This is a genomic window from Pseudomonas sp. Leaf59, assembly GCF_920984685.1.
In the GTDB taxonomy this organism is placed as follows: Bacteria; Pseudomonadota; Gammaproteobacteria; order Pseudomonadales; family Pseudomonadaceae; genus Aquipseudomonas.
In genome coordinates, this window is sequence record NZ_CAKLBR010000007.1 from 1 (window position 1) to 25,203 (window position 25,203).

Annotated in this window: 27 protein-coding genes and 1 tRNA gene; 8 read left to right on the top strand and 20 right to left on the bottom strand. The window is 61.9% G+C overall.

The window, feature by feature from the left end:
• Nucleotides 1-146 precede the first annotated feature (146 nt).
• The 8 genes from ychF to LUB09_RS09685 all read right to left on the bottom strand — a co-directional run bounded on the left by ychF (nucleotide 147) and on the right by LUB09_RS09685 (nucleotide 7,068).
• Entirely contained in the window at nucleotides 147-1,247 is a 1,101-nt protein-coding gene (gene ychF, locus LUB09_RS09650; protein WP_057007010.1) for a redox-regulated ATPase YchF, read from the bottom strand.
• Nucleotides 1,248-1,268: 21 nt separating this feature from the next.
• On the bottom strand, nucleotides 1,269-1,853 hold the full coding sequence (gene pth / locus LUB09_RS09655) for an aminoacyl-tRNA hydrolase (protein ID WP_003171596.1): 585 nt from the start codon (nucleotides 1,851-1,853) through the stop codon (nucleotides 1,269-1,271).
• A gap of 168 nt (nucleotides 1,854-2,021) precedes the next feature.
• Complete coding sequence (locus LUB09_RS09660) at nucleotides 2,022-2,633, bottom strand: 50S ribosomal protein L25/general stress protein Ctc (protein ID WP_004372493.1); 612 nt, start codon at nucleotides 2,631-2,633, stop codon at nucleotides 2,022-2,024.
• Between the two features lie 138 nt (nucleotides 2,634-2,771).
• Nucleotides 2,772-3,713, bottom strand: coding sequence for a ribose-phosphate pyrophosphokinase (locus LUB09_RS09665; protein ID WP_003171603.1), 942 nt, complete (start codon nucleotides 3,711-3,713; stop codon nucleotides 2,772-2,774).
• A gap of 46 nt (nucleotides 3,714-3,759) precedes the next feature.
• A tRNA-Gln gene (locus LUB09_RS09670) sits at nucleotides 3,760-3,834 on the bottom strand.
• Nucleotides 3,835-3,871: 37 nt separating this feature from the next.
• Nucleotides 3,872-4,720: a 4-(cytidine 5'-diphospho)-2-C-methyl-D-erythritol kinase gene (gene ispE / locus LUB09_RS09675; protein WP_231422457.1), complete on the bottom strand. Its 849-nt coding sequence runs from the start codon at nucleotides 4,718-4,720 to the stop codon at nucleotides 3,872-3,874.
• Nucleotide 4,721: 1 nt separating this feature from the next.
• Complete coding sequence (gene lolB, locus LUB09_RS09680; RefSeq protein WP_231422458.1) at nucleotides 4,722-5,339, bottom strand: lipoprotein insertase outer membrane protein LolB; 618 nt, start codon at nucleotides 5,337-5,339, stop codon at nucleotides 4,722-4,724.
• 4 nt (nucleotides 5,340-5,343) lie between these two features.
• Nucleotides 5,344-7,068: a tetratricopeptide repeat protein gene (locus tag LUB09_RS09685; RefSeq protein ID WP_231422459.1), complete on the bottom strand. Its 1,725-nt coding sequence runs from the start codon at nucleotides 7,066-7,068 to the stop codon at nucleotides 5,344-5,346.
• A gap of 182 nt (nucleotides 7,069-7,250) precedes the next feature.
• On the opposite strand from LUB09_RS09685, the gene hemA reads away from it, so the two are divergent.
• The 6 genes from hemA to LUB09_RS09715 all read left to right on the top strand — a co-directional run bounded on the left by hemA (nucleotide 7,251) and on the right by LUB09_RS09715 (nucleotide 12,617).
• Nucleotides 7,251-8,540, top strand: a complete 1,290-nt coding sequence (gene hemA / locus LUB09_RS09690) for a glutamyl-tRNA reductase (RefSeq protein ID WP_209988334.1) — start codon at nucleotides 7,251-7,253, stop codon at nucleotides 8,538-8,540.
• Complete coding sequence (gene prfA, locus LUB09_RS09695) at nucleotides 8,537-9,619, top strand: peptide chain release factor 1 (protein ID WP_209988336.1); 1,083 nt, start codon at nucleotides 8,537-8,539, stop codon at nucleotides 9,617-9,619. Before hemA ends, prfA begins: the two co-directional genes overlap by 4 nt.
• Nucleotides 9,620-10,450 (top strand): peptide chain release factor N(5)-glutamine methyltransferase, encoded by an 831-nt coding sequence (gene prmC, locus LUB09_RS09700; RefSeq protein WP_231422460.1) that lies wholly within the window; start codon nucleotides 9,620-9,622, stop codon nucleotides 10,448-10,450.
• Nucleotides 10,444-11,199 (top strand): molybdopterin-synthase adenylyltransferase MoeB, encoded by a 756-nt coding sequence (locus LUB09_RS09705; protein WP_231422461.1) that lies wholly within the window; start codon nucleotides 10,444-10,446, stop codon nucleotides 11,197-11,199. The genes prmC and LUB09_RS09705 overlap by 7 nt, the downstream gene beginning before the upstream one ends.
• The gene (gene murI / locus LUB09_RS09710) at nucleotides 11,192-11,986 is read left to right on the top strand and encodes a glutamate racemase (protein ID WP_231422462.1); all 795 of its coding nucleotides are present in this window, start codon (nucleotides 11,192-11,194) and stop codon (nucleotides 11,984-11,986) included. The genes LUB09_RS09705 and murI overlap by 8 nt, the downstream gene beginning before the upstream one ends.
• A 112-nt stretch (nucleotides 11,987-12,098) precedes the next feature.
• The gene (locus LUB09_RS09715) at nucleotides 12,099-12,617 is read left to right on the top strand and encodes an acyloxyacyl hydrolase (protein ID WP_209988344.1); all 519 of its coding nucleotides are present in this window, start codon (nucleotides 12,099-12,101) and stop codon (nucleotides 12,615-12,617) included.
• A gap of 56 nt (nucleotides 12,618-12,673) precedes the next feature.
• Here LUB09_RS09715 and LUB09_RS09720 read toward each other — a convergent pair whose 3' ends face one another.
• The 12 genes from LUB09_RS09720 to LUB09_RS09775 form a co-directional block, all read right to left on the bottom strand.
• Nucleotides 12,674-12,979 carry a YkgJ family cysteine cluster protein gene (locus LUB09_RS09720; protein WP_231422463.1) on the bottom strand — a complete coding sequence of 102 codons (306 nt, stop codon included), beginning with the start codon at nucleotides 12,977-12,979 and terminating at the stop codon, nucleotides 12,674-12,676.
• 52 nt (nucleotides 12,980-13,031) lie between these two features.
• The gene (locus tag LUB09_RS09725) at nucleotides 13,032-13,541 is read right to left on the bottom strand and encodes a DUF2878 domain-containing protein (RefSeq protein ID WP_231422464.1); all 510 of its coding nucleotides are present in this window, start codon (nucleotides 13,539-13,541) and stop codon (nucleotides 13,032-13,034) included.
• Nucleotides 13,534-14,805, bottom strand: a complete 1,272-nt coding sequence (locus tag LUB09_RS09730) for an SAM-dependent methyltransferase (protein WP_231422465.1) — start codon at nucleotides 14,803-14,805, stop codon at nucleotides 13,534-13,536. Before LUB09_RS09730 ends, LUB09_RS09725 begins: the two co-directional genes overlap by 8 nt.
• Nucleotides 14,792-15,601: a DUF1365 domain-containing protein gene (locus tag LUB09_RS09735; protein WP_231422466.1), complete on the bottom strand. Its 810-nt coding sequence runs from the start codon at nucleotides 15,599-15,601 to the stop codon at nucleotides 14,792-14,794. Before LUB09_RS09735 ends, LUB09_RS09730 begins: the two co-directional genes overlap by 14 nt.
• Entirely contained in the window at nucleotides 15,598-16,845 is a 1,248-nt protein-coding gene (locus LUB09_RS09740) for an NAD(P)/FAD-dependent oxidoreductase (protein WP_231422467.1), read from the bottom strand. Before LUB09_RS09740 ends, LUB09_RS09735 begins: the two co-directional genes overlap by 4 nt.
• Entirely contained in the window at nucleotides 16,842-17,624 is a 783-nt protein-coding gene (locus LUB09_RS09745) for an SDR family NAD(P)-dependent oxidoreductase (protein ID WP_231422468.1), read from the bottom strand. The genes LUB09_RS09740 and LUB09_RS09745 overlap by 4 nt, the downstream gene beginning before the upstream one ends.
• Nucleotides 17,621-18,046: a nuclear transport factor 2 family protein gene (locus LUB09_RS09750; RefSeq protein WP_231422469.1), complete on the bottom strand. Its 426-nt coding sequence runs from the start codon at nucleotides 18,044-18,046 to the stop codon at nucleotides 17,621-17,623. Before LUB09_RS09750 ends, LUB09_RS09745 begins: the two co-directional genes overlap by 4 nt.
• Nucleotides 18,039-19,481: a deoxyribodipyrimidine photo-lyase gene (gene phrB, locus LUB09_RS09755; RefSeq protein ID WP_231422470.1), complete on the bottom strand. Its 1,443-nt coding sequence runs from the start codon at nucleotides 19,479-19,481 to the stop codon at nucleotides 18,039-18,041. Before phrB ends, LUB09_RS09750 begins: the two co-directional genes overlap by 8 nt.
• A complete protein-coding gene (locus LUB09_RS09760) occupies nucleotides 19,482-20,408 on the bottom strand; it encodes a MerR family transcriptional regulator (RefSeq protein ID WP_209988365.1) in 927 nt (308 codons plus the stop codon).
• Between the two features lie 3 nt (nucleotides 20,409-20,411).
• Nucleotides 20,412-21,371, bottom strand: coding sequence for a YbgA family protein (locus tag LUB09_RS09765; protein WP_209988368.1), 960 nt, complete (start codon nucleotides 21,369-21,371; stop codon nucleotides 20,412-20,414).
• Between the two features lie 113 nt (nucleotides 21,372-21,484).
• The gene (locus LUB09_RS09770; protein WP_231422471.1) at nucleotides 21,485-21,700 is read right to left on the bottom strand and encodes a TIGR02450 family Trp-rich protein; all 216 of its coding nucleotides are present in this window, start codon (nucleotides 21,698-21,700) and stop codon (nucleotides 21,485-21,487) included.
• Complete coding sequence (locus LUB09_RS09775; RefSeq protein ID WP_209988375.1) at nucleotides 21,697-22,683, bottom strand: NAD(P)/FAD-dependent oxidoreductase; 987 nt, start codon at nucleotides 22,681-22,683, stop codon at nucleotides 21,697-21,699. Before LUB09_RS09775 ends, LUB09_RS09770 begins: the two co-directional genes overlap by 4 nt.
• A 213-nt stretch (nucleotides 22,684-22,896) precedes the next feature.
• Here LUB09_RS09775 and LUB09_RS09780 point away from each other — a divergent pair, with 213 nt between their 5' ends.
• Together LUB09_RS09780 and hemH are read left to right on the top strand one after the other, a co-directional pair.
• Nucleotides 22,897-23,796 (top strand): TIGR01777 family oxidoreductase, encoded by a 900-nt coding sequence (locus tag LUB09_RS09780; RefSeq protein WP_209988379.1) that lies wholly within the window; start codon nucleotides 22,897-22,899, stop codon nucleotides 23,794-23,796.
• Between the two features lie 15 nt (nucleotides 23,797-23,811).
• Nucleotides 23,812-24,837 carry a ferrochelatase gene (hemH, locus tag LUB09_RS09785; RefSeq protein ID WP_209988381.1) on the top strand — a complete coding sequence of 342 codons (1,026 nt, stop codon included), beginning with the start codon at nucleotides 23,812-23,814 and terminating at the stop codon, nucleotides 24,835-24,837.
• The last annotated feature ends 366 nt before the right edge of the window (nucleotides 24,838-25,203 follow it).

Here is a 25,203-nt window from a genome sequence, read left to right on the forward strand (position 1 = left end):
GATGAGTCGGTGCTGATCTACAACGGGGAGCGGCCGCACTTATCCCTGAAATACAAAACGCCCGATGCGGTGCATCAGGCGTTTTGAGACTGAAACAGGTGTAAACCTATTTCAGGACTAGACACGGTCAACGCCGCAGGCAATCTTTAGACGTTGAAACGGAAGTGCATCACGTCGCCATCTTTGACGATGTATTCCTTGCCTTCCAGGCGCCATTTACCGGCCTCCTTGGTACCCGCCTCGCCCTTGTACTGAATGAAGTCGTTGTAGGCGATCACTTCGGCGCGGATAAAGCCTTTTTCGAAGTCGGTGTGGATCACGCCGGCAGCCTGTGGCGCGGTAGCGCCAACCTTGACGGTCCACGCGCGGACTTCTTCAACGCCAGCGGTGAAGTAGGTCTGCAGGTTGAGCATTTCGTAGCCGGCACGGATTACACGGTTCAGGCCAGGCTCTTCCAGGCCCAGGGCCTCGAGGAACATGTCTTTTTCTTCGCCGTCATCGAGTTCGGCGATTTCTGCTTCGATCTTGTTGCACACCGGAACGACAATGGCGCCTTCTTCGTCGGCAATGGCCTTGACCACGTCGAGCAGCGGGTTGTTCTCAAAGCCGTCTTCGGCGACGTTGGCGATGTACATCACCGGCTTGGTGGTCAGCAGGTGGAAACCCTTGATCACCGCCTTCTCGTCGACGCCCATTTTTTTCATCAGGCTGCGTGCCGGCTTGCCTTCGGTGAAGTGTGCGATCAACTGTTCCAGCAGGCCTTTCTGGACCACGGCGTCCTTGTCTCCACCCTTGGCATTGCGCGCGACTTTCTGCAGTTGCTTCTCGCAGCTGTCGAGGTCGGCAAAGATCAGCTCCAGGTCGATGATCTCGATGTCGCGTTTCGGGTCGACGCTGTTGGAGACGTGAATCACGTTCTCGTCTTCAAAGCAGCGGACCACGTGGGCGATGGCATCGGTTTCACGGATGTTGGCCAAAAACTTGTTGCCCAGGCCTTCACCTTTCGACGCGCCGGCCACCAGGCCTGCGATGTCGACGAACTCCATGGTGGTCGGCAGGACGCGCTTGGGGTTGACGATAGCCGCCAGGGCGTCCAGGCGCGGGTCCGGCATCGGTACGATACCGCTGTTGGGTTCGATGGTGCAGAAGGGGAAGTTCTCCGCCGCAATACCGGACTTGGTCAAAGCGTTGAACAAGGTGGATTTGCCGACGTTGGGCAGGCCGACGATGCCGCAATTGAATCCCATGGTGTTTCCCCTCGGTAAGAGTCAGGCCTTCTGGCTGTGCAGGTTTTTCATCGCGCGGTTCCATTCACCGGCGAAGATATCCGGCAGCACGCCGAGGGCAAAGTCGATGCTGGCATCGAGTTTTTCCTGTTCGGCGCGTGGCGCACGACCCAGGACGAAATTTGAAACCATACTGGCAACGCCCGGGTGGCCAATGCCAAGCCGCAGGCGGTAGAAATTATTCTGATTACCCAACTGCGCGATGATGTCGCGCAGACCATTGTGCCCGCCATGCCCGCCGCCCAGCTTGAGCTTGGCGACGCCGGGTGGCAGGTCCAGTTCGTCATGGGCCACCAGGATCTCTTCGGGTTTGATCCGGAAGAATCCCGCAAGCGCCGCGACAGCCTGGCCGCTGCGGTTCATGTAGGTGGTGGGAATCAGCAGACGAACATCCTGACCCTGGTGCGAGAAGCGCCCGGTCAGGCCAAAATATTTGCGGTCGGCCGCAAGGTTTACGCCTTGGGCGTGGGCAATACGCTCAACAAAAAGGGCCCCCGCGTTATGCCGGGTCTGTTCGTATTCGGCGCCTGGATTTCCCAGGCCAACGATCAGTTTGATGGCAGTCACGACAGGGGCCCTTCCTTTGGAGTTGTGGATAACATCGCCGCGCCAGGTGTGCGGCGAAAGGGGACGACAGGAGCTCACTTATCCAGAGATAAACTTCGCGTTATCGCCCGCTTTCTCGCTACGTTCCGGTCCGCGATGTTTCCTCAAGCTCCGACGTTACAGAGTGCATCACTCTGCAGCGGTTTCGCCTTCAGCAGCATCATCTTCTTCTACAACACGTGGCGCGTGGACGTTGGCAACAGCCTTGTCGTCGTTGTGAGCCAGTGCAACGAACTCAACGCCTTTAGGGGCCTTGAGGTCGGACAAGTGAATGATGGTGCCGATTTCAGCAGCCGACAGGTCGACTTCGATGAACTCAGGCAGGTCTTTCGGCAGGCAGGTCACTTCCAGTTCGGTAGTGGTGTGCGATACAACGCCGCCTTTCTTGACCGGAGCTTCTTCACCGATGAAATGCACAGGCACGATAGCGGTCAGTTTCTGGCCGGCTACAACGCGGATGAAGTCAGCGTGCAGGACGTGACCCTTGGACGGGTGGCGCTGCAGAGCCTTGATGATAACGTTCTGCTTCTTGCCGCCAACGTTCAGTTCGATAACGTGGCTGTAGGCAGCATCGTTTTCGAGCAGTTTGGCAACTTCTTTGGCCAGCATGCTGATGGACTCAGGGGCTTTGTCGCCACCGTAGACTACAGCTGGAACCAGGCTTGCGAGACGACGCAGGCGGCGGCTCGCACCTTTCCCCAGGTCGGAACGCAGTTCAGCATTCAAAGTAAAATCGTTCATGTTGTATCTCCAAATTAACCACATTCGCCCCAGCGTTTGCGACCAGCGCTAAAGGCGATATGGGCAAAAAAGCCCCGCCCCAACAGAATGCTGGGGCGGGGCGCTTTTCGTCAGGTTGATGTCGCCAAGGCCTGAGCCTTAACGGAACATCGCGCTGATCGATTCTTCGTTGCTGATACGGCGAACCGCTTCGGCAACGACCGGTGCGATATCCAGTTGACGGATACGCGCACAGGCTTGAGCAGCGGCGGACAACGGGATGGTGTTGGTCACCACCAGTTCGTCCAGCACGGAATTCTCGATGTTCTCGATCGCTCGGCCCGACAGCACAGGGTGTGTGCAATAGGCGAAGACTTTGGCCGCACCGTGCTCTTTCAAGGCTTTTGCCGCATGGCACAGGGTGCCGGCGGTGTCGACCATGTCATCAACCAGAATACAGGTACGCCCTTCGACATCACCGATGATATGCATCACTTCAGAGTGATTGGCTTTCTCGCGGCGTTTGTCGATGATCCCGAGATCAACGCCCAGGGATTTGGCAACAGCCCGTGCACGCACGACGCCGCCAATGTCCGGGGACACGATCATCAGGTTTTCAAAGCGCTGGTCTTCGATGTCATCCACCAGAACGGGGGAGCCGTAGATGTTATCTACCGGAATATCGAAGAACCCCTGGATCTGGTCAGCGTGCAGGTCAACTGTAAGCACACGGTCGATGCCTACCACGGTCAGCATGTCAGCAACGACTTTCGCGCTGATGGCCACACGTGCGGAGCGCGGACGGCGATCCTGACGGGCATAACCAAAGTAAGGGATTACAGCTGTGATTCGAGTTGCTGAGGAGCGGCGGAAGGCATCAGCCATCACGACGAGTTCCATCAGGTTATCGTTGGTCGGAGCGCAGGTCGGCTGAATAATGAAGACGTCTTTACCGCGAACGTTTTCATTGATCTCGGCTGTAATTTCGCCGTCGGAGAATTTACCGACAGAGATGTCACCGAGAGGGATATGCAGCTGACGTACGACACGTCGAGCCAGATCGGGGTTGGCGTTCCCCGTAAAGACCATCATCTTGGACACGCGCAGTACCTAGAGGCTGAGGGTAACCTGGATGAGTATAGGAAAATGGCAGGGGCGGCTGGATTCGAACCAACGCATGGCAGGATCAAAACCTGCTGCCTTACCGCTTGGCGACGCCCCTGTATCTGTTGCAACGAGTACCCAGTACTCGATTCCTTTTAGAGCAGACTTTGCAGCTTGCGATGCAACATCGAAACGTTGCTTCCCTTTGCTACAAACCCTGTAAGGGTCTCTGTAAGAAGGGCCGAGACTTTATCAGCTTCAGCTTTGCTTGGGAAGCCCCCAAACACACAACTTCCAGTGCCGGTTAATTTTGCTTCGGTAAATTTACCTAACAAATTCAAAGCGTTACGTACTTCTGGATAACGCCTTGCCACAACCGGCAAGCAGTCATTTCGACTGTTTCCCTTGGGAACGGGGCGCACTTTAATGGGAGGAGAGTTACGTGTCAACAGCGGATCTGAAAAAATTTCTGCTGTACTTACAGATACTTGCGGAACAAGCACAACATACCAAGGCTCTTCGGGGTATTCGGGGCTGAGTTTCTCGCCCACGCCCTCGGCAAAAGCCGCGTGCCCGCGCACGAAAACCGGAACGTCGGCACCCAGTGTCAGGCCCAAGGCTGCCAGGCGATCCTGGTCCCAGCCCAGTTGCCACAGGTGATTGAGACCCAGCAGGGTGGTCGCCGCATTCGAACTGCCGCCACCGATACCGCCGCCCATGGGCAGGATCTTGTCGATCCAGATATCGATGCCCAATGTGCAGCCGGATTGCGCTTGAAGTCTGCGGGCTGCCTTCACGATCAGATTGCTGTCGTGAGGTACGCCTTCAAATTCCGTGTGCAGTCGAATCACGCCGTCGTCGCGCAGGGCAAAGGTGAGTTCATCGCCATAGTCGAGAAATTGAAACAGCGTCTGCAACTCGTGGTAGCCGTCTTCACGGCGACCCAGAATGTGCAGCATCAGGTTGAGCTTGGCCGGGGAGGGCAGGGTCAGGCGCTCGCTCACGTCACTGCCCCAGCTTGCGCGGTTGCCAGTCCTTGATCACCAGCGTGACGTCAAGGTCGGTGCCATGCAGCTTGATGCGTTCGGGCAGCCAGTAGCCGCCTTGCTGTACATAACTCAAATACTCGACCTCCCAGCCATCCTGCTCCAGCGTGGCCAGACGGCTGTCGCCGTTGAGGCTCAGGCGACTCTTGCTGTCGGGTGCCGGCAGCCCGCGCACCCACCAGACCAGATGCGACACGGGCAACTTCCAGCCGATCTGCTGCTCCAGCAATGCTTCCGGAGACGTCGCCTCGTAGCGGCCCTGGTTGGCGACTTCCAGGCTCACCTGCCCCGGGCGGCCGGTCAGGCGTGCCGCGCCGCGGCCCAGCGGACCGGACAGGCGAATGTCGTAGTAATCCTGACGTTGCAGCCAGAACAGGGTTCCGCTGCCGGAATCTTTCGGCGCGCGCACCCCGACCTTGCCTTCTATCTGCCAGCCGTCGATGCTGCCGAGCTGGTCCTTGTGCTGTTGCCATTGCGCCGGGTTGCCCTGGCCTTCAACGGATTCGCGGCTGCCTGTGCCCGCGCAACCGGCGAGCAGGGCGATAAGACTGAATACAACAATGTGGCGCAGGAACATAAGCTTAAAGGGTCTCGGATCCGGTCAGGCGCTTGATGGTGCCGCGCAAAAGAGGGCTTTCGGGTTGTTCCTTGAGGAATTTTTCCCAGACTTGCCGGGCTTCGCGCTGCTTGCCATTGGCCCACAGCACTTCACCCAGGTGGGCAGCGACTTCCTGATCGGGAAAACGCTCCAGCGCCTGGCGCAGCAGGCGTTCGGCCTCGTCCAGGTTGCCCAGGCGATAATTTACCCAGCCCAGGCTGTCGAGCACGGCCGGGTCTTCCGGATTGAGCTTGTGGGCCTGCTCGATCAGGGCCTTGGCCTCGGCATAGCGCGTGGTGCGGTCGGACAGGGTGTAGCCCAGAGCGTTGAGGGCCATGGCATTGTCCGGGTCGCGCTTGATGATCAGGCGCAGGTCTTTTTCCATCTGCGCCAGGTCATTGCGTTTTTCTGCCTGCATGGCGCGGGTATACAGCAGGTTCAGGTCGTCGGGGTATTGCAGCAAGGCTTGTTGCAGCAATTTCCAGGCGCGTTCGCCCTGCTTGTTGGCCGACAGTGTCTCGGCCTGGATCAGGTACAGCTGGATGGCGTAGTCCGGCTCGGCATCGCGCGCCGCCGCCAGGCGTTTTTCCGCCTCGTCGGTACGACCGTTGCTCATCAGGATATCGGCCTGGCGCAGCTGAGCCGGCAGGTAGTCATTGCCCGGGCCGACCTGGGCATATTCGAGCAGGGCGGCCTGCGGGTCGTTGCGCTCTTCAGCGATGCGGCCAAGGTTCAGGTGAGCCGAATCAACGTGGCTCTCACGCTGGATCAGTTCTTCCAGATACCCCTTGGCTTCCTCCCACGCCTTGGCTTCCAGGCACACCAGTGCCAGGGAATAACGCAATTCGTCATCGTCGGGGTATTGCTGGACGAGGTTGGCGAACTGCACTTTGGCGTCCGCCATGCGGTCCTGTTCCACCAGCATGCGCGCGTAAGTCAGGCGCAGGCGCTTGTCTTCCGGGTATCGCTTGATGCTTTTTTCCAGCAATGGAATCGCTTCCTTGCCGCGATTGAGGTTCTGCAGCAGGCGCGCGCGCAGCAGGATCGGCGCGATTTCGCCGTCTTCCGGCGGGTTCTGTTCCAGCAGCTTGAGGGCGGCTTCGGCTTCATCATCCTGTTGCAGCAGCAAGGCCTTGCCAAAAATCAGCTGGCTGTTCTTCGGATGCTTTTGCAGCAGGCGGTCGAAGCTCTTCATCAGGCCATTGCGCGTGTCCTGGTCGGTGTCGGCGGCCGACAGCGCGAGGAAATCGAAGTGCGTGTCGCCCTTGCCCTGCAGGACTTTTTCCATATACACCATGGAGTCGTCGTAGCGCCCGGCGCGCGCCAGCTGGACAGCCGCGGCCCGTTGCGCTTCGAGGTCATCCGGCGCGTTTTTCGCCCAGATCAGCGACGTGTCCAGCGCCGCCTGATCGGCTCCGAGGTACTCGGCGATGCGAAACGCCCGCTCGGAAATACCCGGGTCCTGGGTGTTGATGGCCTGAGTCACATAGTTATCCAGCGCAATATCGAAGCGATTGCGCTGCCCGGCCAGTTCAGCGCTCAGCAGGCTGAACACCGTTTCCTCACTGAACGAGGAGTAAACCTTGGGCTTTTCAGGCGCGGGGGCGGTGTCTTCTGCCGGCGGCGTATCGCCCGGCGACACGGGTGCCATGGCCTGGCAGCCGCTGAGGAAGACAAAAGCTAGGAGCAACGCGGAGGATCTATTCATATAGGAAGAGGACGACTAACCTGCGGTCGGATCATCATGACACAAGCCTTCGGCCAAACATAACCGAGTCTCAGTGGGCGCCTTTATAGGCACAAGCTACTAGGACAATAGACGACGGTGGTTGTTCTGGATCTTTCGAAGTAGGACAATTGCCGGCTTCCCGACCTCATCAGCGATATTGAATGGCCTTCCTCGCACTCGGTATTAACCACAAGACTGCCTCAGTCGACGTGCGCGAGCGCGTGGCGTTTACGCCGGAGCAGTTGGTTGAGGCCTTGCAACAGCTCTGCCGGCTCACCGACAGCCGCGAAGCTGCAATCCTTTCGACCTGCAATCGCAGCGAGCTCTATATAGAGCAGGAACATCTGTCAGCGGATGTAGTGCTGCGCTGGCTCGCCGATTATCACCATTTGAGCCTCGACGACCTGCGCGCCAGCGCGTATGTGCACGAAGAGGATGCGGCCGTTCGTCACATGATGCGCGTCGCCTCCGGGCTTGATTCGCTGGTACTGGGCGAACCGCAGATCCTTGGTCAGATGAAGTCCGCCTATGCCGTCGCGCGCGAGGCCGGCACGGTCGGCCCGCTGTTGGGCCGTCTGTTCCAGGCCACGTTCAATTCTGCCAAGCAGGTGCGCACCGACACGGCCATCGGCGAAAACCCGGTGTCCGTCGCTTTTGCGGCGGTCAGCCTGGCCAAACAGATTTTCAGCGATTTGCAACGCAGCCAGGCCCTGCTGATCGGCGCCGGCGAGACCATCACCCTGGTCGCCCGCCATCTGCACGAGCTGGGTGTGCAGCGCATCGTCGTCGCCAACCGCACCCTGGAACGCGCCAGCAGCCTGGCCGAACAGTTCGGTGCCCACGCGGTGTTGCTGTCGGATATTCCGGCCGAACTGGTGCGCAGTGACATCGTGATCAGCTCCACCGCCAGTCAATTGCCGATACTGGGCAAAGGCGCGGTAGAAAGTGCACTGAAGCTGCGCAAGCACAAGCCGATCTTCATGGTGGACATTGCCGTTCCACGGGATATCGAACCCGAAGTCGGCGAGTTGGACGACGTTTACCTCTATAGCGTCGATGACTTGCACGAAGTGGTCGCCGAAAACCTCAAGAGCCGCCAGGGCGCCGCCCAGGCCGCCGAGGAGATGGTCAGCGTCGGCGCCGAAGATTTCATGGTGCGCCTGCGCGAACTGGCGGCGGTGGACGTGCTCAAGGCCTATCGTCAACAGGGCGAACGCCTGCGTGACGAGGAGTTGATCAAGGCCCAGCGTCTGCTTGCCAACGGCAGCAGCGCCGAAGAGGTGCTGATGCAGCTGGCGCGTGGCCTGACCAACAAACTGCTCCACGCGCCCAGCGTACAGCTAAAAAAATTGACTGCCGAAGGCCGCCTCGATGCGCTGGCCATGGCCCAGGAACTCTTTGCCCTCGGTGAGGGCGCGTCAGACAGCTCTTCGGATAAAAAACCGCAATGAAAGCCTCACTGCTCAATAAACTGGACGTGCTCCAGGACCGTTTCGAAGAACTGACCGCCTTGCTTGGCGATGGCGAAGTCATTTCCGATCAGACCAAATTCCGCGCCTATTCCAAGGAATACGCCGAAGTTGAGCCTGTGGTTGCCACTTACACGAATTTGCTGAAAGTGCAGGCCGACCTCGAAGGCGCCCAGGCGCTGCTCAAGGACAACGACCCGGACATGCGCGAAATGGCCGTGGAAGAAGTCCGCGAGGCCAAGGAAAAGCTGACTGAGCTGGAAGGCGACCTGCAACGCATGCTGCTGCCCAGGGACCCCAACGACGGGCGCAACGTATTCCTCGAAATCCGTGCCGGCACCGGCGGCGACGAAGCGGCCATTTTCTCCGGCGACCTGTTCCGCATGTACTCGCGCTACGCCGAGCGGCGCGGGTGGCGGGTGGAGATCCTGTCGGAAAACGAAGGCGAGCATGGTGGCTATAAAGAAGTCATCGCGCGGGTCGAGGGCGACAACGTCTACGGCAAGCTCAAGTTCGAGTCCGGCGCACATCGCGTGCAGCGGGTGCCGGCGACCGAGTCACAGGGCCGTATCCACACCTCGGCCTGCACCGTGGCGGTGTTGCCCGAGCCGGACGAGCAGGAAACCATCGAGATCAACCCGGCGGATCTGCGCGTCGACACCTACCGCTCCTCGGGCGCCGGTGGTCAGCACGTGAACAAGACCGACTCGGCGATCCGCATCACCCACTTGCCGTCGGGCATCGTGGTGGAATGCCAGGAAGAACGCTCCCAGCACAAGAACCGTGCGCGGGCCATGTCCTGGCTGTCGGCCAAGCTCAACGACCAGCAGACCAGCGCCGCCGCCAACGCCATTGCCAGCGAGCGCAAGCTGCTGGTGGGCTCGGGCGATCGCTCCGAGCGTATCCGCACCTACAATTTTGCCCAGGGCCGGGTCACCGACCACCGCGTCAACCTCACCCTTTATTCGCTCGACGAAATTCTTGCCGGCGGCGTGGACGCGGTGATCGAGCCGTTGCTGGCCGAATACCAGGCCGATCAACTCGCAGCCATTGGTGAATAAATGACCATCATCGCCAGCCTGTTGCGCGCCGCCGACCTGCCAGACTCGCCCACCGCGCGTCTGGATGTGGAGCTGCTGCTGGCGGCTGCGCTGGGCAAGTCGCGCAGCTACCTGCACACCTGGCCGGAAAAAATCGTCAGCAGCGAAGCGGCGCTCACGTTTGCCGGTTACCTGCAACGGCGCCGAGCCGGCGAGCCGGTGGCCTATATCCTCGGCCAGCAGGGTTTCTGGAAACTGGACCTGGAAGTGGCGCCGCACACGCTGATCCCGCGCCCGGACACCGAACTGCTGGTGGAGGCCGCGCTGGAATTGCTGCCGGCCACGCCCGCTACGGTGCTCGATCTGGGCACCGGCAGCGGCGCCATTGCCCTGGCCCTGGCCAGCGAGCGCCCGGCCTGGCAGGTGACCGCCGTTGATCGCGTGCTGGAGGCGGTGGCCCTGGCCGAGCGCAATCGCCAGCGGCTGCACCTTGATAACGCCACGGTGCTGAGCAGTCATTGGTTCAGCGCCCTTGGCGGTCGTACATTTGATCTGATCATCAGCAACCCGCCCTACATTGCCGACAACGACCCGCACCTGGTGGCGGGCGATGTGCGTTTCGAGCCGGCCAGCGCGCTGGTGGCAGGCCGCGATGGCCTGGACGATCTGCGCTTGATCATCCAGCAGGCCGGGACTCACCTGAATGCCGGAGGCCGGCTGTTGCTCGAACACGGTTACGACCAGGCGCAGGCCGTGCGCGATCTGCTGCTGAGCCAGGGGTTCGAGGACGTTCACAGCCGCATCGACCTCGGCGGCCACGAACGCATCAGCCTGGGGCAACGGCCGTGTTGACCGACCAGGAGCTGTTGCGCTACAGCCGGCAGATTCTGTTGCAGCAGGTGGACATCGCAGGCCAGTTGCGCCTGAAAAACAGCCGCGCATTGATCGTCGGCCTGGGTGGCCTGGGCGCGCCGGTGGCGCTTTACCTCGCCGCAGCCGGCGTGGGCGAGCTGCACCTGGCCGACTTCGATACGGTCGACCTGACCAACCTGCAACGCCAGATCATCCACGACACCGACAGCGTCGGGCAGACCAAGGTCGACTCGGCCGTGCGCCGCCTGACCGCCGTCAATCCTGAGGTCAGGCTGGTTACCCACCGCAGCGCGCTGGACGCCGACTCCCTGGCCGCCGCCGTGGCGGCCGTAGACGTGGTGCTCGATTGCAGCGACAACTTCTCCACCCGCGAAGCGGTCAATGCGGCCTGCGTGGCCGCCGCCAGGCCATTGGTCAGCGGCGCAGCGATTCGCCTGGAAGGGCAATTGTCGGTGTTCGACCCGCGCCGCGCCAACAGCCCCTGCTATCACTGTTTATACGGGCACGGCAGCGATACCGAACTCACCTGCAGCGAAGCCGGCGTGATAGGCCCGCTGGTGGGACTGGTTGGCAGCCTGCAAGCCCTGGAGGCGCTGAAACTGCTGGCCGGGTTCGGTGAGCCGCTGGTGGGCCGTTTGCTGCTGATCGATGCCTTGACCACGCGTTTTCGTGAGTTGCGCGTCAAGCGCGATCCCGCTTGCCGCGTATGCGGGGCGCCGCATGCTTAAGGATGCGCCAATCGGCGTGTTCGACTCCGGCGTCGGCGGCCTGTCGGTGTTGGACGAAATCCAGCAGTTACTGCCCCACGAATCACTGCTGTATGTGGCCGACTGCGGGCATATTCCCTATGGCGAGAAAACCCCCGCGTTCATTCTCGAACGCTCGCGCCTGGTGGCCGAGTTTTTCCGCAGTCAAGGCGCCAAGGCGTTCGTGATTGCCTGCAACACTGCGACAGTGGCGGCCGTGGCCGACCTGCGTCTGGACTTCCCGGACTGGCCGTTGGTGGGCATGGAGCCCGCCGTCAAACCTGCCGCCGCCGCCACCCGCAGCGGGGTCGTCGGAGTGCTTGCCACCACCGGCACCCTGCAAAGCGCCAAGTTCGCCGCCTTGCTTGATCGGTTCGCCACCGATGTGCGGGTGATCACGCAGCCGTGCCCGGGTCTGGTGGAGTTGATTGAAACCGGCGACTTGACCAGCCCGGCCCTGCGCCAGCTGTTGCAGGGCTATATCGAGCCGTTGCTCAACGCGGGCTGCGACACCATTATTCTCGGCTGCACCCACTATCCCTTTCTCAAACCGCTGCTGGCGCAGATGCTCCCACCCAGCGTCATCCTCATCGATACCGGCGCCGCCGTGGCCCGTCAGCTCAAGCATTTACTGGGCCAGCGCGACCTTTTAGCGACGGGCAACCCGAGTCCGGCCCAGTTCTGGACCAGCGGTGATCTGTATCACCTAAGAAATATCCTACCGACACTATGGAAACATCCGAGCGTTGTGCGAATATTTGGCGCGTGAAAAATTCGTGAAATAGCTCGCTATTGGTGTGGAACTTCCGTCTATGTGCCAGCTTCTATAGCGAGATAGCCTGTACAACACTCTATAACTTCGTTTGGAAAGGATGTTTCTCATGAAGCGCTTGTTCTGTTTGGCCGCGATTGTGGCCGCTGTGGTAGGACACTCTGTTTCGGCCAATGCTGCCGGCCTGGAATTTGGAGTGGGGGGAACGAGCGATTCAACCATGACCTATCGGCTTGGCTTGACCTCCGATTGGGACAAAAGCTGGTGGCAGAGCGACGTGGGTCGGCTGACCGGCTACTGGAGCGGCGCCTACACCTACTGGGACGGCGACAAGACTGCCGGTGCCAGCAGCCTGTCGTTCTCGCCAGTGTTTGTGTATGAGTTTGCCGGGCAGTCGGTCAAGCCTTACATCGAAGCGGGCATCGGCCTGGCCGTCTTCTCGCGCACTCAGCTGGAAGACAACAACATCGGCCAGGCCTTCCAGTTCGAAGACCGTATCGGCTTTGGTCTGCGCTTTGCCGGCGGGCATGAAGTGGGCATTCGTGCCACGCACTATTCCAATGCCGGCATGAGCAGCAACAACGATGGTGTGGAAAGCTACGCGGTGCACTACACCCTGCCGCTGTAATGCTTGAAGTGTGGGAGGGGGCAAGCCCTTCCCACATGGCGACTTTCGATCAAGCCTCAGCGATACGCCGTCGCAATACCCTGGCGCTCTTCAAGGCACTCCGGTGCACCCATTTCGAACTCTCGACAGATCAGCGGGCGTCGCTCGTAGATCGTGCACATCATCGTGTCGCGGTCCAGCGCTGCACACCAGCCGTCATCCAGGCGCAGCATCACTTCGCCGCCCCAGTCATCGGTGTCGATGTAGCGTTCCGGCACGCCGGTGTCGGTGATCAGCAGCACTTCCAGCTGACAGCAACAGGCCGCGCACGTCGAGCAGGTGACGGCGGGTTCGTTGAGCTGTGTGTGAGGGATGGTGGTCATGGGGGCAGCTTCCAGCTTTAAGCGGCAAGCTGCAAGTAGAAGCCGACCGGCTTCATCTTTTGCTTGCCGCTTGAAACTTGTCGCTGGTGGCTGCTGCGGTCAGCAGCGTGAACACAAACGCCCACAGCACCGCCAACCCGGCCATCGTCGGGCCTGTGGCGTAACCGAACTGCACGCCGGCCAATTGGCTCCCCGCGTAGTAGGACGCCGGGCCGCCCATCGCCCCCAGCAATGCCGCGCGCCACCATGGCCGCGCGCTCCAGGCCAGGCAATGGTGCAGCGTGGTTGCCAGCAGAGCCCACAGCAACATCAACCAGAACGGAATCAGTGGGCCCGGCTCGTTGAAGTGAAACACGCCAAGGGCACGTAACGCCGTGTCCAACAGCGTGCCCACCAGCGTGACGCTGATGATCAGCACGCCATCCTCGGCCGACGAACTGATCCACAGCAGGTGAATGGCCAGTACCGCCAGCCCCACCAGCAACCACAGGCTGTCACCGCCCAGCACGCAGGCGAACCAGCCGCACTGGAACAGCGCCGCGTTGGCCAACGATTTAAGCATCGAAGCGCCCGAGCAATGGCGGGTTGATCGCCGCCGGCTTGGCCAACAGCAACTGCGCCGTGCCAATGGTGCGTTCCATGAAGCCGCCTTCGCAGTAGCACAGATAAAATTCCCACAGGCGCAGGAAGTATTCGTCGTAGCCCAATTCCGCAAGACGGCCATGAGCACGGCGAAAGTTCTCGTGCCACAGGCGCAGGGTGCGCGCGTAGTGCAGGCCGAAATCCTCCATGTGCAGCAGGTTCATGTCGGTGTCGCGGCTGACGATGTGCAACATGTTCTGCACGCTGGGCAGCGCCCCACCGGGGAAAATGTAGCGCTGGATGAAATCGACGCTGTTCCTGGCCTGCTCGAAGCGTTGCTCGCGAATCGTGATGGCCTGCAGCAGCATCAGCCCGTCGGGCTTGAGCAGGTGCGCGCATTGCTTGAAGTAGGTCGGCAGGAAGCGGTGGCCTACCGCTTCGATCATCTCGATGGACACCAGCTTGTCAAACTGGCCGGTGAGGTCGCGGTAGTCCCTCAGCAGCAGTGTCACCTTGTCCTGCAAACCCAGGGCGGCAATGCGCTGTTCGGTGTAGGCGAACTGTTCCTTGGACAAGGTGGTAGTGGTGACCTTGCAGCCGTAATGCTGCGCCGCGTACAGCGCCATGCTGCCCCAGCCAGTGCCGATTTCCAGCAGGTGGTCGCCGGGCTTGAGCGACAGTTTCTGACAGATGCGTTCCAGCTTGTTCAGTTGCGCCTGTTCCAGGGTGTCGTCGGCCTTAAGAAACTGCGCCGCCGAGTACATCATGGTTGGGTCGAGGAATTCCTCGAACAGGTCGTTGCCCAGGTCGTAATGCGCCGCGATGTTTTTCTGCGAGCCCTTGCGCGTATTGCGGTTGAGCCAGTGCAGGCCCTGGGTGAACGGCCGTGCGAGGCGCGCCAGACCGCCTTCCATCGCATCGAGCACGTCGAGGTTGCTGACCATCACGCGCACCACGGCGGTGAGGTCGGGGCTGGTCCAATAACCGTGGATAAATGCCTCACCCGCACCGATAGAGCCGTTGGCCGCCACCAGGCCCCACACGGCGGCGTCGAGGATATGGATCTCCCCCAACAGATGCGCTTCCCGTGCGCCAAATACGTGGCGCTCGCCGTCCTCGATCAGCACCAACTGGCCGTGGCGCAATTGGCTGAGCTGACGCAGCACGCCCTTGCGCAGCAGCGCACTGGTCATGCCATTGACGTTCAGGCGGGTGGCCTTGACCGATACATTAGGGGATTTCATGGCGGCGATCCTTGGTATACCCAACTGCAGTGCGAGAGGCGCCATCGGCGGCTCGGTGGGGGAAAATCGGTGTGCGTTTGAGCAACAGGCGCACGGCCTGCCAGTAAATGGCCAGGCAGGTCTTGGCGGTCATCCACGGGAAGCGCCGCAGGTAACGGTGCAGGCTGGCGCGGGTGAGCGGCTCTTTTTGCAGGCTCAACGTGGCGTCGAAGACTTTGAGTTCGCCTTGCCAGTCGGCCATGTGCACGCCCAGCCGGTCGGCGGGCGGGCTGAAGCTCATGCGGTATTCGAGGTCGGGCGGCAAAAATGGCGACACATGGAACGCCTTGGCCACCGCGAAGTGCTGATGTTCGCCTGCGCCAAGGGCCAGGGCCGGCAGCACATAGTGATAGCGCTCGCGCCACGGGGTGTTGGTGACTTCACACAAAATCGCGGCCAGCTCCCCACCTGCCTCGTAGCAGTAGAAGAAACTCACCGGGTTGAACGCCAGGCCCCAACTGCGGGCCTGGGTCAGCAGGCAGATCGCGCCCTGGGGCGTGCGCCCCAGCGCCTTGCCCACCTCAAGACGCACCGCGTCGGTGAGGCTCATGCCCTGGCGGGTCAAGGTGCGCAGGTAGTCCTGCTGGCGAAAGCCGAACGGCGCCAGGCGATGAGTGCCGGCCAGGGGCGAGAGCGCGAGCACCTGGTCCTGCTCGCTTAAGTCCAGGTACAGCAGGCCGATGCGGTAGCGAAAGGCGTGGGCCCTGGGCGCAAACCGGCGATGGGCGATCCAGCCGCTGTACAGGGCGCTGTTCACAGGGTTTCCCCGAAGGCCTGGGCCACGCGCAGCGCGCTGACCACGCCGTCCTCATGAAAGCCGTTGGCCCAGTAGGCACCGCAGTAGAAGGTATTGCGCGCGCCGTTCAACTCTTCCCAGCGTTCCTGCGCGGCCACCGCCGCCAGGCTGTATTGCGGATGGGCGTAGGTGAAGCGCGCAAGAATTTTGCGCGGATCGATCATTGGCGTCTGGTTGAGGCTGACGCAAAACGTGGTGGCGCTGTCGATGCCTTGCAGGATGTTCATGTCGTAGGTGACGGCGGCCTGGGTGTCGGCGCTGCCGGTGAGGCGGTAATTCCAGCTGGCCCAGGCCAGCTTGCGCGTGGGCAGCAGGCGGGTGTCGGTGTGCAGCACCACGTCGTTGTCGGCGTAGGGCAGGGCGCCAAGGATGGCTTGCTCGGCCTCGCTCGGGTCGGCCAGCAGGGCCAGGGCCTGGTCGCTGTGGCAGGCGAACACCACGCGGTCGAATGTCTCGCTGCCAGCGGCGCTGTGGATCACCACGCCATCAGCGTTGCGCTCGACCTTGTGCACAGGGCAATCGAGACGGATTTTTTCGCGAAAGCCGCGGGTCAGCGGTTCGATGTAGGCGCTGGAGCCCCCTTCGATCACGCACCATTGCGGGCGGTTGTTCACCGACAGCAGGCCGTGATTCTTGAAGAAACGCACAAAGAACTGCAACGGAAAACCGAGCATGTCCGCCAGGGACATCGACCAGATCGCCGCGCCCATCGGCACGATGTAATGCCGGATGAATCGCGGGCCGTAGCCGCCGGCTGCCAGGTAGTCGCCCAGGGTCATGTCGGCGCTGATGCGTTGCTGTTCAAGGTCCAGCGGCGCCTGGCGGTTGAAGCGCAGAATGTCGCGCAACATGCCCCAGAACCCCGGCGAGAGAACATTGCGGCGTTGGGCGAACAGGCTATTGAGGTTGTTGCCGTTGTATTCGAAGCCACTGCGCTGGTCGTTCACCGAAAAACTCATTTCGGTGGGTTTGAATGTCACCCCGATCTGCCCCAGCAACCGGATGAAATTGGGGTAGGTCCAGTCGTTGAACACGATAAAACCGGTGTCCACCGCGTAAGGCTGGCCGTCGACCGTCACATGGGCGGTATGGGTATGCCCGCCGATGCAGGCGTTGGCTTCGAAGACGCTGATGTCGTGGCGACGGCTGAGCAGGTAGGCGCTGGTCAGGCCGGCGATGCCGCTGCCGATGATGGCGATCTTCACAGGTCGTCCTTCTGCGGCGGCGGGCTGCGCAGCATGCGCTTGCCGATGATCAGTTGCGCGCGGTTCGGCAGTTTCGACAGTGGCCACAGGGCGGCGATGAACATGGCCGGGAAAGCGATCTCCAGCGGGCGTTTGTCCAGCTTGGCGAAAATGTGCCGTGCCGCTTTGTCGGCCGGCCAGCTCAAGGGCATCGGGAAATCATTGCGCTCGGTCAGCGGTGTATCGACAAAGCCCGGGCTGATCACGGTGACGTCGATATGCTCCGGCGACAGGCTGATGCGCAGGGATTCGAACAGATAACGCAAGCCGGCCTTGGACGCGCCATAGGCTTCGGCCCGTGGCATCGGTAAGTAGGTCACGGCGCTGGCGACGCCCACCAGGTGCGGCGCCCGCCCGGCGCGCAGCAGCGGCAGGGCGGCTTCGATGCAGTAGCTGCTGGCCAACAGGTTGGTGCGCACCACGTGTTCGACGATGGACGAATCAAACTGGCGCGCATCCACGTATTCGCAGGTGCCGGCATTGAGAATCACGGTGTCCAGCGCGCCCCAGGCCTCGCCGATGCGCTCGCCGATTTCGCGCACGGTCTGGCTGTTGGTCAGGTCGCCGGCCACCACCAGCACCTGGCCGGGGTAGCGCCGGGCTAGCGCGTCCAGTGGGCCTTGGGAGCGCGAGCTGACGGCCACGTGGGCGCCGCTGTCGAGCAACTCCAGGGCCAGGGCGGCACCGATGCCACTGCTGGCGCCGGTCAACCAGTAACGGCGGGGCGAGGTCAGGCTCATGCGATTCTCCTTTTCAGCCAGCTTATGACTCGGCCGACTACCGGCAGGTGTTCATAGAGCATGGCGCCGGCATCGAAATAGTCGCGATGGCGGTACACCTTGTTGTCGCGCCACATCAGGTGCGAGCAGCCTTCCACTCGGATGACCTTGCCGCCGTTGAGGCGCGGGTGGCAAAAACTCATTTTCCAGCGCAGGTAGCCTTCGCCTTCGGCCACCTCATCGAAACCCTGATAGTCGAAACGCAGCTGGCTGATCTGGCTGTACAGCTCGCTGAAGTAGCGGCGCAGTTCAGGCAGGCCATGCACCTGATGCAGCGGGTCGGCGAAGGCGATGTCCTGGCTGTACAGGCTGTCGAGCAGGTGCAGGTTGTGCTTGTCCAGCGTGGCGAAGGCCTGGGCGAAGCGGCGCAGAAAGTCACTCATGCGCGGCCACCGCTTGACGGGACGGCAGGCTGCGGAAGGCGGCAAGGGCGCGCTCGCGGGATTTTTTCAGGTCGACGATCGAACGCGGGTAGTCCGCCACGCCGAACAGCCCACCGGCGGCCTCGGGGTTGTGCACGTCCTTTTTGTTCAGCGCCCCCAACTGCGGCAGCCAGTGCTTGATGAACACGCCCTCGCCGTCGAATTTTTCCGACTGGCTCAGCGGGCTGAAAATGCGGAAATAGGGCGCCGAGTCGGTGCCGGTGGAAGAACTCCACTGCCAGCCGCCGTTATTGGCGGCGAGGTCGCCGTCGATCAGGTGGCGCATGAAAAAACGCTCGCCCTCGCGCCAGTCGATCAGCAGATTCTTGGTCAGGAACATCGCCACCACCATGCGCAGGCGGTTGTGCATCCAGCCGGTCTCCAGTAACTGACGCATGGCCGCGTCGATGATCGGCAGGCCGGTGCGCGCTTCCTGCCACGCCGCCAGGTCCTCGGGCGCGTGGCGCCAGGCGACGGCTTCGGTCTCGGGCCGGAATGCGCGGTGGCGCGATACCCGTGGGTAGCCGACCAGAATATGTTTGTAGAACTCACGCCACAGCAATTCGTTGATCCAGGTGACGGCGCCAACGTTGCCCGTTTCGAACTCGCCGCTGTTGCTCTGCAACGTCGCGTGCAGGCACTGACGCGGCGACACCACACCGGCGGCGAGGTAGGCGGAGAGCTGGCTGGTGCCCGGTTTGGCCGGGTAGTCGCGCTCGTCCTTGTAATAGCCGATCTGCTGGTCGGTGAAGGCGTCGAGGCGGCGTCGGGCTTCGTCTTCGCCGGCCGGCCAGAGTGCGCGCAGGCTGTCGCTGGGCGTTTCGAAGCCGGGCAAGCTGTGCGGAATCGGGTCGCTGGCGAACGGCAGTTTTTGCTGGGCTTTCGGCGTTGCCACCAAGCGCGGCAGCGCGCTGTGCAAGCGGCTGTAACACACCTTGCGAAACTGGCTGAAGACCTGGAAGTAGGTGCCGGTCTTGGTCAGCACACTGCCGGGTTGGAAAAACAGTTGGTCGAGGTAGCGGTGGAACGTCACGCCGCAGGCTTCCAGCGCCTGGGCCACGGCCTGGTCGCGACGGCTTTCGTGGATGCCGTATTCCTCGTTGATGTGCACCGACTCCACCGACAGTTCCTGGCACAGCGTGCTCAGCACGGCGGGTGCCTGGTCCCAGGTCGGGGCGGTGCGAATCAGTAAGGGAATGTTGAGTGTGCCCAGCGCCTGGCTCAGGGACTGCAGGTTGCGCAGCCAGAAGTCGACCTTGCACGCGGCATCGTCGTGGGCCAGCCATTGCTCGGGCGTGATCAGGTACACGGCGGCCATCGGGCCGCGCTGGCTCGCGGCGGCCAGGGCGGTGTTGTCGTGCAGGCGCAAGTCGGTGCGCAGCCAGATCAAATGCATTTAGACAATTCCACGCTCAATCAGTATCTGATGGGCCGCCAAGGGGTCTTCGGCGACGAACAGGTCAGGGATGTCCTGGGTTAGTACGGCCAGTTCGGCGTGGTGGATGCACACCGTTGGTCCGGCGAGCAAAATCGGGCAACTGACGCCGCCCAATAGTTTGGTCAACGCCGGCACATTGAGGGCCTTGCTCGAATACAGCAACACCGCGCGCGGTTGCAGGTGTTCTACCGCGAGGGCCAGTTCGCCGGCAGGCAGCGGCCAGTCGAAGACTTCCACCGGGCAGTCGGCGCTGCTGGCCAGCCACGCGCTGAGCCACAGGTGCGGCTCCAGGTGCAGGTCGGAGTGATTGACCAGCAGCAGTGGCGCGCCCTGTAACTGGCGATTGGTGTGGTAGATGCGTGCACCGAACTTGCTGCGTAGCCAGGACAGGAAAAATACCCGCTCCATCTGCGCGCCGAACTGGCCCTGCCAGCGTTGCTCCAGCGCCTGCAGCAGCGGCAACAGTAATTGCGCGCAGAGCGTGCGCGGCGGGTACAGCGCCATGGCCTGGTTGAAGGCGTCGTCGACCCGGCGCTCGGCCAGTTCGCTGATGGCGGTCAGCAGGTTCTGGTGCAGCGCGTGCCATTCGTTTTCCACGGCGTCCGGCCCGGTCTGCGCAGAGTCGATCAGGTTTTTCACTTGGCTGACCGGCACGCCTCGATTGAGCCACGTAAGGATGGTGTGGATGCGTTGCACATGGACATCGCTAAATAGCCGATGCCCCTTGGGCGTACGCTGCGGCACGATCAGGCCGTAGCGCCGCTCCCAGGCGCGCAGGGTGACCGCGTTGACGCCGGTCTGGCGCGCCACCTCGCGAATCGGCAGCCAGCCGTCTTCGAGGGCTTGGGCGATGTCATCGGGTTCGTCTAGCAGGGCGGCTTTCATGGCTTAGATCGCATTTCGCAGGCTGAGGTTTTCCGGGTGCGGTTGCAGGTAGGCCTGCTGCGCGATGTAGCGATCCGGGTGTTGGCGAAAGTGGTGCTTGAGCAGGGTCAGTGGCACCACCAGCGGCACGATGCCGTGGCGGTATTGGTCGATGACGGTCTGCATTTCCTGCTTGTCGTCGCTGCTGATGGCCTGCTTGAGGTAGCCACTGATGTGCTGCAGCACGTTGGTGTGGGTGCCGCGGGTGGCGCATTTTTTCAGGCCGGTCATCAGGTCGCTGAAATAACAGTCGGCCAACTCCGAGAGGTTATCGCCCTTGCTCATGCTGCCCAGCAGGTTACCCAGGCTTTTGTAATGCGCCGGGCTGTGGGCCATCAGCAAATATTTGTAGCGCGCATGGAAGGACAGCAAGCGATGACGCGTCAGGCCTTCGGCCAGCAGCTGTTGCCAGCTGTCGTAAACGAACACACGGGTGAGGAAATTTTCCCGCAGCACCGGATCGTTCAGCCGGCCGTCTTCTTCCACCGGCAGGTTGGGGTGGCGCGCGCAGAATGCCTGGGCGTAGATGCCGCGCCCGCCGCCGTCGACCGGGGCGCCGTTGTCACGGTACACCTTGACCCGTTCCAGGCCGCAGGACGGCGACTTCTGCATGAAGATGTAGCCGCACAGGTCGGTGTGTTCACGGGCCATCTGCTGGCCGTATTCGTCGAGAGGCTGGGTGACGTTCAGCTCACGGTGCACGGTGCCCACCGCCTGCGGGTTGGCGGCGTCGCCGACCAGGCGGATGGTTTCACGCGGGATACCCAGGCCGATGGCGACTTCGGGGCACAGCGGCACGAAGTCGAAGTAATCGGCGAGCGTCTCGCTGCACAGCTGGGATTGTTTGTGTCCGCCGTTGAAGCGCACGTTCTCGCCCAGCAAGCAGGCGCTGATGCCAATCCTGGGTTTTGCGGTGCTGGGCATGGGCAAACCTCGGCAAAAAAATCCTGTACAGGCTTAAGGCTCTGTACAACTAATCTCATCATAGGTTTGATGGTGTACAAGTCAAATATTTTGTATAGGTTTTGCGGCGGGGGTTACTTCCAGCCCATGATCCAGTGGTCAGCGTCTTGCAGGGTTTGCCACGCAAGGCGTTGGGTGCGCCGGGTCATTACTGCCTGAAGTTCGATTTCCAGTACGGTGTTTTCCTCGTCACGAAACAGCTCGGTGACGAGGAAATGCTTTTCCTTGTTCTTCGGCGCGGTCGCGGTCCATTTCGACAGCAGCAGCTTGGCCGGATTGATGCGGTTCATTGCAGATGCTCGATCAGGCGTCGCGCCGCTTCCTGGCCGCTGAGCCATGCGCCTTCGACACGGCCGGACAGGCACCAGTCACCGCACACGAACAGGCCCAGGTCGGCGTCGGCCAGTACGCCGAACTCGTGGCTGCCGGACGGGCGGGCATAGAGCCAGCGGTGAGCCAGGCTGAACGACGGCGCCGGCATGGCGCAGTGCAGCAACTCGGCGAAGGCGCCGTGCAGGTGTTCGATCACGGCTTCCCTGGACAGGTCCAGGTGCGCCTTGCTCCAGGCGCTGGTGGCGTGCAGCACCCAGGTGTCGAGGGTGGTGTCGCGCCCGGGCTTGCTGCGGTTGCGCGCGAGCCAGTCCAGCGGGCTGTCTTGCACGAAACAGCCTTGCATCGGCGTATCCAGAGGTTTGTCGAAGGCCAGGGCGATGGCCCAGGTCGGGTCCATCTTCACGCCGGCAGCGGCACTCGCCAGCTTGGGCGCGGCCGCCAGCAGCGCAGTGGCCTGGGGAGCGGGCGTGGCGATGATGACGTGGCTGAACGGGCCATGGTTGCCGCCGTCGGCGTCCAGCAGGTTCCAGTGTTGTTCGCCCTGGAATACGTCGGTGATGCGGCAACCGAATGTCACCGGCAGGTCGTCGAGCAGCGCACGGGTGATGGCGCTCATGCGCGGTGTGCCGACCCAGCGGATCTGCTCGTCGGGGGAGGGCGTGAGCTGGCCGGCCTTGGAGTTGTACAACTGCGGCTTCCACTGCTCGGCCCAACCGTTGCTCTGCCAGCGCTGTACTTCGTTGACGAAGCGGCGGTCGCGTGCGGTGAAGTATTGCGCGCCCATGTCCAGCGCGCCGGCATCGCTGCGCTTGCTGGACATGCGGCCGCCGCTGCCGCGGCTTTTATCGAAAAGGTGTACGACCTGCCCCGCGTCTCGTAACGCTCGGGCAGCGGACAAGCCGGCGATGCCGGTGCCGATGATTGCGATGGGAACACTCATGGGAGGCCTCGTTTTACCGTTGGGTACAGCCTACGCCGACACCAATAGCTGTACAATCTCGTTTTTTGGTATAAGTTTTGGCGTGCCTGATTGTGTGGCGTGACCTATGGTTAACGTCGGTGACTTAACCAACGTTACGTCCGAATTCAACATTGTCCCTAATTAGTAAAATAGACCAGTGACGGGCGGTGAACGTTACATGAGGAAGATCCCATGCATATTTTGCTGACCGGCGGTACAGGTTTGATCGGCCGCCAACTGTGTCGCCACTGGCTTGCCCAGGGCCATCGCCTGACTGTCTTGAGCCGTCAGCCGGAAACAGTGGCCAGGTTGTGTGGCGCCCAGGTACTGGGCGTTGGCCGTTTGCAGGACGTGATCGGCGAGGTGGACGCGGTGGTCAACCTTGCCGGCGCGCCGATCGCCGACCGTCCGTGGACGCACAAGCGCAAGGCGTTGCTGTGGAGCAGTCGCATCAGCCTCACCGAAAGCCTGCTGGCGTGGATCGAAGGCCTGGCGCAGAAACCGGCGGTGTTGATTTCCGGTTCGGCGGTGGGCTGGTACGGCGACGGTGGTGAGCGCGAATTGACCGAAGCCAGTGGCCCGGTGCAGGACGATTTCCCCAGCCAGCTGTGCATCGCCTGGGAAGAAACCGCCCAGCGCGCCGAAGCCCTCGGGGTGCGCGTGGTGCTGGTGCGCACTGGCCTGGTGCTGGCGGCCGAGGGCGGCTTTTTGTCGCGCCTGCTGCTGCCGTTCAAACTGGCGCTGGGCGGGCCTATCGGCAATGGGCGGCAGTGGATGCCGTGGGTGCACATCAAGGACCAAATCGCCCTGATTGATTTTCTTCTGCACAAGGAAGGCGCCAGCGGTCCTTATAATGCCTGCGCGCCACACCCGGTGCGCAACCGCGAGTTTGCCAGGACCCTGGGCCAGGTGCTGCATCGCCCGGCCTTCATGCCGATGCCGGCGTTTGCGTTGAAGGTGGGGTTGGGCGAGTTGTCGGGATTGCTGCTGGGCGGGCAGAAGGCCGTGCCTGAACGGCTGCTGGCCGCCGGTTTTACATTTCAGTTCACGCAGTTGCATGCGGCCCTGGACGATTTGTCCAGCCGCCTTTAAGCCATAGGAAGTTGCATGACGGATCACGCGTTGTTACTGGTCAACCTGGGTTCTCCCGCGTCCACTTCGGTGGCCGATGTGCGCAGCTACCTCAACCAGTTTTTGATGGACCCTTATGTGATCGACCTGCCGTGGCCGGTGCGGCGCCTGCTGGTGTCGCTGATCCTGATCAAGCGCCCCGAGCAGTCGGCGCATGCCTACGCCTCCATCTGGTGGGACGAGGGCTCGCCCCTGGTGGTGCTCAGCCGTCGCCTGCAAGAGCAGATGACCCGGCAATGGACCCAGGGCCCGGTCGAACTGGCGATGCGTTACGGTGAGCCGTCTCTGGAAACCACGCTGACGCGCCTGGCCGCGCAGGGCATCCAAAAGGTAACGCTGGCGCCGTTGTACCCGCAGTTTGCCGACAGCACGGTCACCACGGTGATTGAAGAGGCCTGGCGGGTGATACGTGAGAAGCAGCTGAAGGTGCAACTCTCGATCCTGCAGCCGTTCTACGATCAGCCGGAATACCTCGACGCCCTGGCGCAGAGCGCGCGGGCGTATGTGGAGCAGGATTACGATCACCTGTTGCTCAGTTTTCACGGGCTGCCCGAGCGCCATTTGACCAAACTCGACCCCACTGGCCAGCATTGCTTCAAGGACGCCGATTGCTGCAGGAATGCTTCGCCTGCGGTGCTCGCCACCTGTTATCGCGCGCAATGCTTCAGCGTTGCGCGTAATTTTGCCGAGCGGCTGGGGTTGCCGGACGGCAAGTGGTCGGTGGCGTTCCAGTCGCGCCTGGGCCGCGCCAAGTGGATCGAGCCCTACACCGAAGCGCGCCTTGAAGCGCTGGCCCAACAGGGTGTGAAAAAGCTGCTGGTGATGTGCCCGGCATTTGTGGCCGACTGCATCGAGACGCTGGAAGAGATCGGCGATCGCGGGCGCGAGCAGTTTTGCGCAGCGGGGGGCGAGGAATTGGTGCTGGTGCCGTGTCTCAACGATGACCCGCAATGGGCGGCGGCGCTCAACACGCTCTGCGAGCGCGCGCCGGTGTCACTGTAATCGAAACCGGCACAGCTCCAAATGTGGGAGGGGGCTTGCTCCCGATTGCGGAGGGTCAGTCACTGCATCTGGTGACTGATCCACTGCTATCGGGAGCAAGCCCCCTCTTATCAAACACAAAATAGCTTATTGATTTTAAAGCCTGAAGTCTCAGGCAGCCACATTCCTGTGGCGAGCGGGCTTGCCCCGCGTTGGGGTGCGAAGCGCCCCCAATCAAGCAAAACGCGGTGTACCTGATACGGCTCAGCGTCTGGTTTTGGGGCTGCTGCGCAGCCCAACGCAGGACAAGCCTGCTCGCCACAGAGGCCCCAGTTTGCTGCGCGACAGCGCTAAGTCGAAGACTTGGCGGGGCCTCCCACATTTTTG